At 39.6% G+C, this 12,908-nt stretch carries 13 protein-coding genes; 5 read left to right on the forward strand and 8 right to left on the reverse strand.

Features of this window, described 5'->3' with window-relative positions:
- Window positions 1–7 precede the first annotated feature (7 nt).
- The 4 genes from ACSU6B_RS15415 to ACSU6B_RS15430 are packed head-to-tail and all read right to left on the reverse strand — an operon-like array spanning window position 8 to window position 3,956.
- Window positions 8–1,021, reverse strand: a complete 1,014-nt coding sequence (locus tag ACSU6B_RS15415; protein WP_410886476.1) for a sugar kinase — start codon at window positions 1,019–1,021, stop codon at window positions 8–10.
- Window positions 1,014–1,769 carry a 2-dehydro-3-deoxy-phosphogluconate aldolase gene (dagF, locus tag ACSU6B_RS15420; RefSeq protein ID WP_410886478.1) on the reverse strand — a complete coding sequence of 252 codons (756 nt, stop codon included), beginning with the start codon at window positions 1,767–1,769 and terminating at the stop codon, window positions 1,014–1,016. The genes ACSU6B_RS15415 and dagF overlap by 8 nt, the downstream gene beginning before the upstream one ends.
- Window positions 1,766–2,875 (reverse strand): DgaE family pyridoxal phosphate-dependent ammonia lyase, encoded by a 1,110-nt coding sequence (locus ACSU6B_RS15425; RefSeq protein WP_410886480.1) that lies wholly within the window; start codon window positions 2,873–2,875, stop codon window positions 1,766–1,768. Before ACSU6B_RS15425 ends, dagF begins: the two co-directional genes overlap by 4 nt.
- On the reverse strand, window positions 2,853–3,956 hold the full coding sequence (locus ACSU6B_RS15430; protein WP_410886482.1) for an amidohydrolase/deacetylase family metallohydrolase: 1,104 nt from the start codon (window positions 3,954–3,956) through the stop codon (window positions 2,853–2,855). The genes ACSU6B_RS15425 and ACSU6B_RS15430 overlap by 23 nt, the downstream gene beginning before the upstream one ends.
- Before the next feature lie 673 nt (window positions 3,957–4,629).
- Here ACSU6B_RS15430 and ACSU6B_RS15435 point away from each other — a divergent pair.
- Window positions 4,630–5,253, forward strand: a complete 624-nt coding sequence (locus ACSU6B_RS15435; RefSeq protein WP_410886484.1) for a histidine phosphatase family protein — start codon at window positions 4,630–4,632, stop codon at window positions 5,251–5,253.
- Window positions 5,254–5,361: 108 nt separating this feature from the next.
- Here the strand turns inward: ACSU6B_RS15435 and ACSU6B_RS15440 are convergent, their stop codons facing one another.
- Window positions 5,362–5,913, reverse strand: coding sequence for a DJ-1/PfpI family protein (locus ACSU6B_RS15440; protein WP_410886486.1), 552 nt, complete (start codon window positions 5,911–5,913; stop codon window positions 5,362–5,364).
- A 376-nt stretch (window positions 5,914–6,289) separates the two neighbouring features.
- Between ACSU6B_RS15440 and ACSU6B_RS15445 the strand changes: the two genes are divergently transcribed.
- Window positions 6,290–6,844 carry a PadR family transcriptional regulator gene (locus ACSU6B_RS15445; protein ID WP_168241935.1) on the forward strand — a complete coding sequence of 185 codons (555 nt, stop codon included), beginning with the start codon at window positions 6,290–6,292 and terminating at the stop codon, window positions 6,842–6,844.
- A 2-nt stretch (window positions 6,845–6,846) separates the two neighbouring features.
- Window positions 6,847–7,320: a DUF4188 domain-containing protein gene (locus ACSU6B_RS15450; protein ID WP_168241934.1), complete on the forward strand. Its 474-nt coding sequence runs from the start codon at window positions 6,847–6,849 to the stop codon at window positions 7,318–7,320.
- 426 nt (window positions 7,321–7,746) lie between these two features.
- Here the strand turns inward: ACSU6B_RS15450 and ACSU6B_RS15455 are convergent, their stop codons facing one another.
- The gene (locus tag ACSU6B_RS15455) at window positions 7,747–8,661 is read right to left on the reverse strand and encodes a LysR family transcriptional regulator (RefSeq protein ID WP_410886488.1); all 915 of its coding nucleotides are present in this window, start codon (window positions 8,659–8,661) and stop codon (window positions 7,747–7,749) included.
- A gap of 121 nt (window positions 8,662–8,782) precedes the next feature.
- On the opposite strand from ACSU6B_RS15455, the gene ACSU6B_RS15460 reads away from it, so the two are divergent.
- Window positions 8,783–9,103, forward strand: a complete 321-nt coding sequence (locus tag ACSU6B_RS15460) for a thioredoxin family protein (RefSeq protein WP_410886490.1) — start codon at window positions 8,783–8,785, stop codon at window positions 9,101–9,103.
- 219 nt (window positions 9,104–9,322) lie between these two features.
- On the opposite strand, the gene ACSU6B_RS15465 is transcribed toward ACSU6B_RS15460, so the two are convergent.
- Entirely contained in the window at window positions 9,323–10,237 is a 915-nt protein-coding gene (locus tag ACSU6B_RS15465) for a DMT family transporter (protein WP_215002144.1), read from the reverse strand.
- A gap of 114 nt (window positions 10,238–10,351) precedes the next feature.
- Here ACSU6B_RS15465 and ACSU6B_RS15470 point away from each other — a divergent pair, with 114 nt between their 5' ends.
- The gene (locus ACSU6B_RS15470; protein ID WP_410886492.1) at window positions 10,352–11,782 is read left to right on the forward strand and encodes a PLP-dependent aminotransferase family protein; all 1,431 of its coding nucleotides are present in this window, start codon (window positions 10,352–10,354) and stop codon (window positions 11,780–11,782) included.
- Between the two features lie 127 nt (window positions 11,783–11,909).
- Here ACSU6B_RS15470 and ACSU6B_RS15475 read toward each other — a convergent pair whose 3' ends face one another.
- Window positions 11,910–12,872 (reverse strand): urea transporter, encoded by a 963-nt coding sequence (locus ACSU6B_RS15475; protein ID WP_410886494.1) that lies wholly within the window; start codon window positions 12,870–12,872, stop codon window positions 11,910–11,912.
- Window positions 12,873–12,908: the final 36 nt, after the last annotated feature.

Raw genomic sequence — 12,908 nt, forward strand, 5'->3', positions numbered from 1 at the left:
GCTCCTTTTATCTCTTTATATCATCAATGGTTCCGGCCATGGCGGACAAGATCTCATCTTCCGTCGACATCGGGGTATCGCCAACAATGGTGCAGGCCAGCATTCCTGCTGCAGCTGCAAACCGGACTGTTTTCTCAGGTGAAAATCCAGACAGTTCCCCATGTAAAATCCCGCTAGTAAAAGCATCTCCGGCTCCAATTCGATCATACACGGAAAAAGAAATCTTTTCTGAGAAGTGAAACTGCCCATCTTTATACAAATATCCCCGTATAGAATGGGTATTATCACTATTAATCCCTCGGTGTGTTCCCGCAAGCGTTTGAATATCGAAGTGTTTTGCCACCTTAGGAATGAGGTCTTTCAGCTGTTCCTCCCGGGAGGTTTCTGCTGTCTCCATTCCTAAAATATACATCGCATCTTTTTCATTCATCATGACGATATCAGCCAAAGCCAGCATGTCTTCATAATGAGGTTTCGCCTCACTGTACCCTCCCTCCCATAAGGAAGGGCGGTAATTACAATCGAAACAAACCAATCCGCCTTTTTCTTTTACCTTTTTAGCCAGCTCTTTCATACTAGCACGAACACCATCGGTCATGGCAAGCGTAATACCGCAAAAGTGAATAATATCTGTTTGCTCGGCAATCAAATCCAGATCGTAATCCGAAACATGAGCGGTATTAAAGCTGCTTTCCAGGCGATTGGTATAGGTAACCCGGCTCGCCCGCTGTCCAAAACCATTTTCTAAAAAATACAACCCAAGATATTTTCCGCCTCTAGAAACAAATTTCCGATTGATTCCCAATCGCTGTAAGAAAGAAATGGCTGCATCACCTAAAGGATCCTCTGGTAATTTCGTCACAAGATAGCCATCATAGCCTAGCTTGGTCATCGCAGAAGCAACGTTTACTCCCGTGCCTGAAAAAGAGTATTGTAATGTGTTAGCTTGAGTCAGTAATTCATATCCCGGCACCTGCAAACGCATCATTACTTCACCGAATGCAACAATTTGTTTAGGCATGCTTTTCAACCAATTTTTTTGTAATGGCGAGTAGTGTCCTCACATCATCCGGATTTGTTTTTCCAGTTTCCTTATTAATAATAGAAGAATAAACGTGAGGAATAATTTTAGGCACTTTTGCTTCCAATGCAATTTCTAAAATGGTCTCAAAATTATCTAAATCAATGCCTCCAGTTGGTTCTAAGGCAAACCCTTCTTCACCGCAAGCTTGTGCAACGGCACGGAACTCTTCCACATGCTTTATGCCTTTCATCGGGAAGTATTTCAAGGCATTTCCTCCCATATCCCGTACTAAGGCAATCGCCGCTTTGATTGGAACAATAGCTGTTTCACCAACTGCCGCACTTACAGGACCAGTAGAAATATTTACGTACCCTACTTTTCCAGTTGGTGATACAAGAGAATTGATCCAGCTCTCTTTCTCCCCTAATTTGGCACGTGTTGCCCCGACAGCAGGAAACACTTGATTGATATGACTACCCGGATAAAATTTAGCGATTTCCGCTACCACTGCTGCTTGTTTATTATCCCCAGCTCCAAGGCCAATTGATACAGCTTCATCAATCGCTGCCCCGTATTCCCTCATCGCTGTCACAGCAGCCTCTACCGTAGGATAATCCTTGGAAAGCACCCCAACTAGTACATGGCCCTCCGCCGCTTCAAAAACCTCGACTGCATTTTCAATACTATTAGCCAGCACATTCAATGCGACTCGGTTGTGATAAAAACGTTTTTCGATGTTTGTCATTGTTCATTTCCTCCTAAAATGGCTCTTAATTGGGCTTCAATTACGTAAATGTCGTCACCCTGTAATGGTCGTGGATCAAGATCGAAAAAGCCCTGTCGAATTCCGTAATCACGGGTATAAATCGCAATTTCACCATTCCTTAACTGGTCATTTACTTCCTTCGCAGTTGTTTTCGTCAAAGCCGGATCAATCTGAATCCGAGCTCTAAAAATGGCACGTCCCGCTTCATCCTGTACAATCGTTACCTTTACACCGTCAATGGATTCAAGTGATTTGAGAACAGCCAGACTGGCTTTTTCCTTTTCGCTATTGTCGATCTTGACAAAATACTCATCCAATGCCTGCAAAAGTCCAAAGGTTGTTTCTTTACCGACTTTCATGCTTCTGCCAATGCAGTGCAGTTGAACCTTAAGCCAATCGATATAGTTTTGTTTTCCGGCAACGATACCAGCCGTTGGACCTTCAATCGCCTTCGAGCCGCTATAAATCGCTAAATCGGACACTTGTACATATTTCTTCAAATCTTCCTCCGCAGCTGCATCGACAATCAATGGAACATGATTCGCTTGCGCCACTTCCCATGCCTCTTCAACCGAAATCATATTTTTTTGAACAGCGTGGTGGGATTTAACGAAAAGAATCGCCGCCGTATTTTCAGTAATGGCATCGGCAATGTGCTCCGCTTTGCCCTCATTGGCATAACCGACTTCCACTAATTTTCCGCCGCCGAGGAAAACCATCGTTTCCACCGGAGCCCCGTATTGAACGTTATGGCCCTTCAGCATGATGATTTCATTTTTTTGAATCGCTTCTTGATGAAGTCTTTCGCTTCTTCGTCTGTTTCCTTCAGTCACGATTGCTGCTACTGAAAGAGCGATTCCACTCGATGCTGAGTTCACGACAACCGCTGCCTCTGATTGAAGCAGCCCAGCGATATGCTGTCCTGCTTTATCAACTAAATCAGCGATTTCAACATAATTTTGCCCGCCTATTTTCATGGCCTCCATTACGGTGTCTGTGGGAGCTGAAACACCTAAAATACTCATCCGCCCGCTTGCATTGATAACCCTTTTCAAACCATATTTAGCATTCAATGTATTCTCCATTGATTACCACTCCTTTTACGACAATATTCTGCTCTGCTGTTCGTTCTTCTCCTTCAGAATCTATCAACTGAGTCACTTTATCCTCTATAGAAAATAATGTGAGGTTAGCTAAATCTCCGACTGAAATTCTTCCGAGTGCCGGCTTATTCAACCAGTCTGCCGCTTTAACTGTAACGGCATCAATGACCTCTTTTAAGGGATATCCTAAATACAAAAATTTAGATAGTACACTGGCCATACTATAAACTGGGCCGTGCAAGCGATTTTTTCGATAGATATCCGTGCTGATCGTATCGAAGTGAATACCATACTCTTTCGCCTGCTCTGCCGTTTGGAAAGAGAAGCTAGCATTTCCATGGCCAACATCCAAATGTACTCCCCGTTTAATGGCATCCAGCAGCTTCGGAAGAGGTTTCCCAGCTTCATCAAATAAATTATTGGCTTTCCCATTTAAGTAATGGGTGATAATGTCTTTTTTCTCAAGTAAATCGAGGACATCATTAATATCCGGCGGCCCTGAACCAATATGAACCATCAGCGGCAACTCAGTTTCCTTAGAAAATTTCCGGGCCATTTTTAATGGTTCTACTCCATTTGGACCCACGACACTTTTACTAATCCTAGCTTTCAGTCCAATAATAAAATCTTTGTGTTCGGCTATGGCTCCTTTTAAAGCATCTTCATCCAGCCAAGAAAGGTCGGTTAGTTCATCGATTCGCTTTAGACCAATTCGTGAAATATTTAAAAAGGCAAAAACATTCGTCTTCGACTTTTTACAGCTGTTCACTAAGTCTGGCAAACGATCAGCGCCAGTACTGCCGGCATCAACAATCGTTGTTACTCCTGTTTTATAGCCAATCTCATCCACTTCATCCCCATATGGATTAAATTCAGGAAAGGCATGGACATGCAAATCAATCCAGCCACTGGAAACAATTACTTTATGCTTAAAGTCAATTGCCTTCCCGCCATTTCCAGTTCCCGCCGGAACAACGTTTTGGATCTTTTTATTTTCTACTTTGATGTCTACAGAATTTCCATTGACTAGTTTTACATTCTGTAATACAAAACAATCTTTCATTTCCCTCATCCTTTTCGGTAAACCTAATAAAATGGGTACTTGTATACGGTTACATCTACCTTTTTTGTTTTTCTTACAAGAGTAGGTTACCACGTAATTTCACTCAAGTCAATATAACGTTATAATGTTTAGAATCCATTTCATCCCTTCTTTATATACAGCTTAGGTAAAGCACTGAAACATATTCCAATTACTGCAGAACGAAATTCAGCTAAAAAACGGCTAAACCATTGAGTTTCCGTGCCTGTCACGCCTCGGATTTTCTTGTTTCACAACGATGTTCCACGAACAATTTTAATCTATATAACAAATAACAGGCGAACAGTACTGTCACTGTTCGCCTGTTACTTGGTTACATCGGTTGCCTTGAATCATCCTTACTGGTAATTCCAAAGTGGCGATCCCCACGAATCCCCCCGAACTCAAGATTTGCTTCTGATATTCTTCTAGTTACAAGTGCCTTTGGATTATCTGCAATTAATACCGCATTTATGTTTGCCTAGACTTTTTTCAAAAGAAAACTCACTTTCGTACAAACAATTCCTAAAAATAATACCTCACAACCTAGGTTGGACTGGAAATGCTTGGTGTATTTAATTACAAACTACTCGAAAGGTGTGGTAAAATTTATTTTATCAATCAATTAATTCCAATACAAAGCAGGTGTTTACGCGTGTCCTCTGAAAAAGAAGTGAAGCTTTATTTTGTTCGGCATGGGGAGACCCATTTTAATGTAGAGAAGCGATTACAGGGATTTTGTGATTCACCACTTACAGATAAAGGAATTGAACAGGCTAAATCTGTAGGAATCGGTTTATCTGAAATAGAATTTAAAGCAGTATACGCAAGTGAAAGCCAGAGAGTAGTAGATACGGCTAGGTATGCCATTGGCCATCGAAACATCCCCATCATTACTGATCCACGTCTAAAAGAAATGAACTTTGGTGTTTTGGAATCCCTATTACAAACGGAAATTCTAGCTCAATATGGGAATATCCTAGAGACATTATTTAGTCTTAACGATTTAAATTTGTCAGCACCTGAAGGGGAATCCTATCTACAGCTATTTTCACGAACAAGCTCGGCTATCGATGAAATCATTCATAAGCATAAAAATGAGGGTGGAAATGTCCTAGTATTTTCACATGGGGTAACAATAGGCAACTACTTAATGCAATTAACAAAAATGGGCGGTTATCCTCACCATGATAATTGCAGTGTCTCTGTAATCAATTATTTGAACGGTGAATTTTATGTAGACAGGATTGCTGACACTTCTTTTCGAGATAAATACTAACTAAAATTAAGGGCAGCCCACTCCTCAAGCTGCCCCTTGAATCTGTATCCAATATGTCTTATTTCTAGTTATAGTTAACTAAGTGATAATCAGATAATAGTCATAGTCTTATTGGTTTAATAGATTAATAAACTCTTTCATGAACCCCGGAAGATCTGGCCATGCATGCCCAGAAACGAGATTACCTTGAACATGGAGCGGATTTGTTATATAGGTTGCCCCTGCTGCTTCTACATCCGGCTTACAGGCGATATAGGCGGTCAATTCTCGACCTTCCAAATATTGACGAACGGTTGTTAATACCTGACCTGCATGGCAAATGGCCCCCACAGGTTTATTTGCTTCAAAAAAATGCGCGACGATTTTTGGAACAATTTCATTTAAGCGAATGTATTCCGGAGCCCGTCCTCCTGGAATAATGAGCCCATCGAATTCGTCCGGATTTACATCTTCAAATGCTAACTGTGCTTCAATTAAGTATCCTTTGCTTTCCGTATAAGTATCCCATCCAATAAAGTCATGGATTACTGTTTGCAGCTTCTTCTTTGATGGTGCTGCTATTTGTACCTCGATGCCTTCTTCAAGACAACGAAAATACGGATAATAAATTTCCAATGCCTCTACAGCATCTCCTGCTAGGATTAAAACCTTTTTTGACACGTTAAAAACTCCCCCTGTTAAAAAATTAGGCTATTGCCTTTATTTATATATTCATAATGCTTCTAATAATTCCTTATATTTGAAAAAGCTTCATATCCAGCAACGATCATACACAATACCGCCCGTTACTAAAAGCAAGATTTGATCATTTTCGTTTAGAGGACGATTCTTTCTAATTTAAAATAAACAAGCCTGATTCAGAGATTCCGTGCCTGTCACGACTCGGATTTTCTTGTTTCATAACGATGTTCCACACGACCCTTTATTTTAAAAAGTTTTAATTATTTTTTCTATTCTGAAAATTAACTTGTTATTTTTTAATTTATTTAATAATATATATCTAAATTTTATATATCTTTTAGATAGGTGAGGACATTTGAAAAATTATAACGATACACTCTATGCGATTTTAGGAATTTTAACCACTGACTGCAAATCTGGTTACGCCATTAAACAGCTCATTGATCAGAGCTTAAATCATTTCTGGAAGATAAGTTATGGTCAAATATACCCAACTCTTAAATTAATCGTCCAAGAGGGATTAGCAGAAGTTCGTACTTCATCAAACCCAGGAAAGCCGGATAGAAATGAGTACTTCCTCACTTCAAAAGGAATAGAAACTTTAAAAAATTGGTTGGGGCATCCCATAGAACAACTTCCTGTTGAACGAAATGAAATTTTGCTTAAATTGTTTTTTGGCCGCTATCAGTCCAGAGAAAAGACGGTTTTGCTATTACAGAATTACAAGCAAAAGTTAGAAGGGCGTTACCAAACTTATTTATCGATCGAACTGGCCATTGTTAATCACAAAGATAACGTGGAGGATTCAATGTATTGGTTGTTTACATTAGATTATGGAAAAAGGACCACGAAGGCAGCCATGGACTGGTGCGAGGTTACTCTTGAGAAGTTTTTAACTAAGGAGGATTAGTAATGGCCAAACATATCTATACTGGGCGTTATACCACTGAGAATACAGAGGATATTGTCGTTTTTATCATTGGAATGAGAGTTAACAAGCGATTTGCACTTCATAAGTGGTTACCAGTATTTAATGCAATGCCTGGAATGATTAAGGAGCTTTATACGAACAAAGATGAATTGGGATTTTTATCGATGGAAAGCTATTTCGGACTTAGAACGACTGCAATGATTCAATATTGGCGTTCAATGGAAGACCTACTCGCTTATGCAAAAAATGAGAAGCATTTGAGTGCATGGGAAAATTTTAATAAAAAGGTAGGAAACAATGATGCTGTTGGAATTTACCACGAAACCTATCAAATAAAAAATCGATCTTATGAATCTATTTATGGAAATATGCCCTACTACGGCTTAGGTAAAGCACTGAAACATATTCCAATTACTCCAGAACGAAATTCAGCTAAAAAACGGCTAAACCATTGAGTTTCAGTGCCTGTCACGCCCCGGATTTTCTTGTTTCACAATGATGTTCCACACGTGCCTTTATATTAGATAAACCAATAAAAGGCGAACAGTACCTGTCACTGTTCGCCATTATTATTCATATTGAGAAATAGTTTGTTTAAAAAGCCTCCTAAATTGCTCCCGATCTTCTGCAGTAAAAGGCTTTGGTCCGCAGGTCCCCCCACCCGCTGTTTGAAAAGGTTTTGAAAAATAAGTAGTTGCTGGAAATAGCTTGAACAAGTGCTTGAAAAGTTGACAAGATATGCCTATTGCTTGCTCCCGTTATTTTCAGCGCCCCCTAAACTTATTGGAATGATAACCTTTCAGATCCTTATATTAATTATGGGTTTGTATTTCTATGTCAGGTAGTCTAAAAAATTAACTTGGCTGCAAGCATGAAATCCATTATCTTTTTTTTACTATGACGGAATGATAGCTGTTAAACAATTCCAATGATAACTTCTTAGTGAATTCTTGTGCCTCATGAATAAATGCTGTTATCGCAGGGCTTGTATACTCTGTTGAACGGACCTCAAGCCCTAAATTTTGGTACACTTGCGGGCTTAAATAGGAAGCAGTGATCTTGGACAAGGTGGAGGGGATGGCCAGCTCCGGAAGAATCGTATTTCCAACCCCTTCTTGAACCATTGCGATGATGGTAGCGATATCACTGACTTCAAATTGAATTTTAGGTGAGAAACCTTGTTCCTTAAAGATCGCCCGGATGACATGACCACATTCTTTTGGCATGATGAAAGGTTCACTGGCGATATCCTTTATTTCGATAGATGATTGATGACTCAGTGGATGGGTTTCTGGTACAAAAACGACCATTTTATCCTGCAGTAAAGGAAAAAATTCGAATTCATGCTTTTCTTCCGTGACTACGGCAACATCCACGACTGACAATTTAATCCAATTTCTCATCTCTTCATAATTCCCCTCATAGAGCACTACTTCTACACCGGGAAACCGTTTTTTAAATGAGCTGATCATTCCTGGCAGTAGTTTGGCTGACATGCCCGAAATGCTTCCGATTCTAACCGTTCCCGTTTCAAGTCCCGTGATTCCAGCTGCCTCATTAATGATCTTTGTTTTAATCATGATTAAATCTCTAACTAAGATCGCGATTCGTTTGCCGATTTCCGTCAAACTGACACCAGTCCTGTGCCGGTTTAATAATTTTATATTTAGCGCTGATTCCAATGCTGCTACCGCTTGACTGACTGCCGATTGTGAGAGGCCGATTTGCTCACCAGCTTTTGTAAAACTTTTTGTTTCCACTACCTTTAAGAAAACCTCTAATTGAAACAGAGTCATAGGATTCCTCATTTCCTTACATTAGATTTTACTTATGTATAATATTCAAAGTATTAATTTTACTTATATTATACCTCATCATATACTACAATCAACGACGAACAGAAAGGTGAGATAGTTCATGAGCATTTTACAGGCAGAGGGACAGGAAATTCTTAAGGAAATCCAAACAAGCAAGTGGGTACTAATCGATTGCTGGGCCCCATGGTGCCCTCCTTGCAGGTTGATTGGAGCCGTATTGGAGGAAATCGATCTAGAATTTGATCTAAAAATTGTAAAAGTGAATGCGGATGATAATCCGGAGTTTATCAGCGAGTTTCAGGTAATGGGAATCCCTACTTTATTGCTTTTTCAAGATGGCCAGCTTGTTGGGAGGATCACTGGATTTCAACCTAAAGTCCAGCTAATCGAATCATTAAAAAAGTATGGATTAATAGAATAATGATTGCTTTTGTACCATGAGTCAGCTGCTGAGCTGCCTCATGGTTTACTATCATAGATAAAATAAAGGTAAAGGTAGAATAGTGATCTGTGCCTCATACAATTGTCCCTCTAAAACGTTTCATATTTAACCATTATTATAGTAGAAGGATAAAACGGAATTTTTCACCTATTTCTATATTAAGAAAAGACCGGATTCAAGTACAATCCGATCTAAGGTCTATTTCGTCATACTTCGGGTGGTGACAGGCACCATTCTTTGGCGATTGCCACTCTGCACCAGAATCGTCCCCAAAATAACCGTTAAAGCACCTATACCTGATTCCCAAGAAAGATATTCCCGATAAAACAAAACACCTAGTACCATCGCAATGAGAGGAGAAATAAAAAGCCAGGTAGACGGAAAAACAGGATTGGTCCTCGAGACTAGCCAGTAAAAAAGAGTATGACCTATCATTGAGCCAAAAACTATTAAATAAAGAAACGAGCCTATGGATGCTGTACTAGTCAAGCTAGTAAACTGTATATCCTCTGTAAAAAGAGACAAAAGAATGAGTAAGATTCCCCCATGCATCATTTGGGCTGCATTTAATGCAATGGGGGAAGCTGATTCAAATTTTTCCATCACATGTTTTGAATAAATGGCCCCAGAAGCATAAAATACCTCGCCAATGACAATCAAGAGACACCCCATTAACCAGTACCGTTCCCCCTGAAGAGTAAAGCTTGGCAAAATGAGAAGAGCAACTCCCACAACACCTACAAGGCATCCAATAAAAGAAATTTGATTCACTTTCTTCTTCAATATGGTCGTTTGGATCAATAAAATTATCATCGGACCGGTAGCCGATAGCACAGCGGCTGCACCAGACGTCACATATTGTTCTGCCCAATATAAAGTTGCAAACGTCCCAAAGGTTAAACCGATCCCTGTAATCAGCATTTCCTTACGAAATAACAAACCTATCGTGGTTTTTCTTCGCAAGACCATGAACCCAAAAAGAATAAAACCTGCAATAAAAAACCGAAGTCCAGCAGAGAAAAAGGGTGGAATACCTGCATCTATCCCTATTTTTATTGCTAAAAAGGTCGTACCAAAAATCAAACACATGAACAAATAACCAATCATCACCATTAACAATTCCTCCTTTTTTATCCATTATAGGAGGTTGGGGATAGAACAGATTATCATCAATAGAACAGTTCAATAAGGAATCGTGGTACAATCAAGGAGAAATGGGGGAAGGACATGACCAATGGTGATTATCTATTTAAACAAGTTTATGATTATGTTTTACACCGGATTGAACGCAATGAGTGGCAGGAAGAGGATAAGCTTCCCTCTGTAAGAAAATTAGCTGAGGAAATGAATGTTCATCGATTAACGGTTTTAAAAGCCTATCAGTTGCTTAAACAACAAAATAAAGTATATGTCAAAGATAAATCAGGATATTATGTTCAATTAAGTGGAAGAGCGAAATTTGAAAATCTAGAGAATCCTCTTATTTCAGCATACGCACAAAAAAATCACTTATCCGAGATTCATCAAGTTCCGGTTTCCTATAATTTTTCACAGGCGTTAATTGACCCCAGCCTCTTGCCTAATCTCTTTTTATCCGATTACGTAAAAAAAGTGTTTGATCTCTATCCCAAAGTGCTGGCAACCTACTCAACCGTTCAAGGGGACAAGGAGCTGCGGGAAGCACTGTGCGAATATTTTATTAACCAGTATAAAACGATTACGACAGCGGATAACCTGTTAATCACGACTGGTTCTCAGCAAGCGATTTACCTCATTGCTCAAGCTTTTGTTAAATCAAGAGACACCATTTTAATGGAACAGCCAAGCTATAGTGCCGCAATTGATACTTTTAGAGCACAAGGAGCAAATATTGTAACCGTGGACATCCAACCTGACGGATACGATTTAGAGCATGTTGAACTTATGATGAAAAAATACAAGCCACGACTCTTTTATATGAATCCAACCTTCCATAATCCAACTGGATACACGGTCCCAGCCGCACAAAGAAAGCAATTAGTCCAATTAGCTGAGCAATATCGCTGTCTCTTAATCGAAGATAACGCCTATCACGACATCTATTTTGACCAAGAGCCGCCTCCTCCCTTTTACACCTATGACACATCTGGAATCGTGATTTATGTAAGGAGCTTTTGCAAATATATCTCACCTGGACTACGAATTGCGGTAGTAAATGCACAATCATCCATTATGAAACCACTCCTAGGGGTGAAATCACTAGCTGATAACGGATCTCCACTCCTGAATCAAAAGATTTTCCTTCATTACTTTTCATCACCCAGACTGCAACAACACGTTGAAAAACTACGAATTGCCTTACAAATAAGAAAGGAAATCATGGAGAAAGAACTAGCGGTAACAGATTTGCACTGGACCAGCCCAGATGGTGGCTTGAACTTATGGGTACGGCTTCCCAACCACCAATCGACAGATGAATTATTAGTTAAATGCCTTCAACAATCAATCTCCATTGTTCCTGGTCGTGTTTGTGATCCATTAAACCAGCCATCCTCATGGGTGCGCTTAAGCTATTCCTATGCTAATGAAGAACAAATCCGTAAAGGAATAAGGAAATTTATCAATTTAGTAGATGGAAACCATGGGGACCGCTCTGGTGATCTACACTTCCCTAATTAAGAAGCCACGAGAACCGTCCCCCGTGGAATTCCGGCACTAACATAATTAAAAACCATGAGAACAGTCACTTTATATCCTCACAATTTCCAAATTCGTAAACTGAGCGCTTTTGTTTTTTCCATCGTAGTTACAATGTTGGCAAAACTTTTCTCGCCCCTAAAAAAAGCCAAGTAGTAAGGACAAAAGGCATAGTTAGGGCAGGAAGTCCATATGGTAAAAGCCAGATACTGGTACTAGCAGTAAGTGGGACTGTTAAACAAGCTGCTGCAATCCCTGAAATACTCTTAAAACGATTATCTTCAGTGCTAAATACAGTTGCTACTGCCATACATGCCAATATTGCATTGTAGCCATATAGTCCTAGTATAATTAATGAGTGTTCTCCTCCGAGTCCGTAAGCTGTAAGCAAAGCAGCCGTATTTCCTACTACAGCATAAAGACCGAGTTTCCATCCTGCCCAAAAAACAGCAATAAACAGCAACACTCCAGATAGGGTATGATCCAGAAAAAATATTTGTCCAATTCCATTAAAAATTCCCTCCGTCCAATTTACCTCACCTTCAATATCTAGTTTCCAGTGCGATAAACTTTGAGGTACTAAGGTGTTACTTAATTGGAATACTTTTAATCGGTAAGAAACTAATAGCATAAACCAAGTCAGGATGATAAAAGGGAAAGTAAGAATAGGAAGTGCAGCATTCTTTATAAAATGGACCATCATAGCTGCAAAGATCGCCGCAATAACTGCCCCTACTAAAGCAATAATCCACCGAGAAGATCCAGTTAAAAATAAAGTAAGGGCAATGCCTGTTAACACAGAATTATACCCGTATAAACCGGAATCTACACTTTTTTCATTTGCCCCTCCTATTTTTCCGATTAATGTACCGATAATAGAAGACAAAAAAGCAATAATTCCTAATTCATAAGAAGAAAGAGTAATAGCAATTAGAATAAGGACACCAGAAACAGCATTCTCAATAAAGATGACTTGAGAGACCCCTTTCAGCGACGCCAAAATAATTGAGGGAAACTCCCTCCTTAATAAGTAAGCCTCCTCTGGCAAATATACACTATTGTCTTTTAGCATCGACAACACTTCTCCTTAAAAAAATTTCTAAATAAA

It is taken from the genome of Neobacillus sp. C211, from assembly GCF_051842875.1.
Lineage (GTDB): Bacteria > Bacillota > Bacilli > Bacillales > Cytobacillaceae > Neobacillus.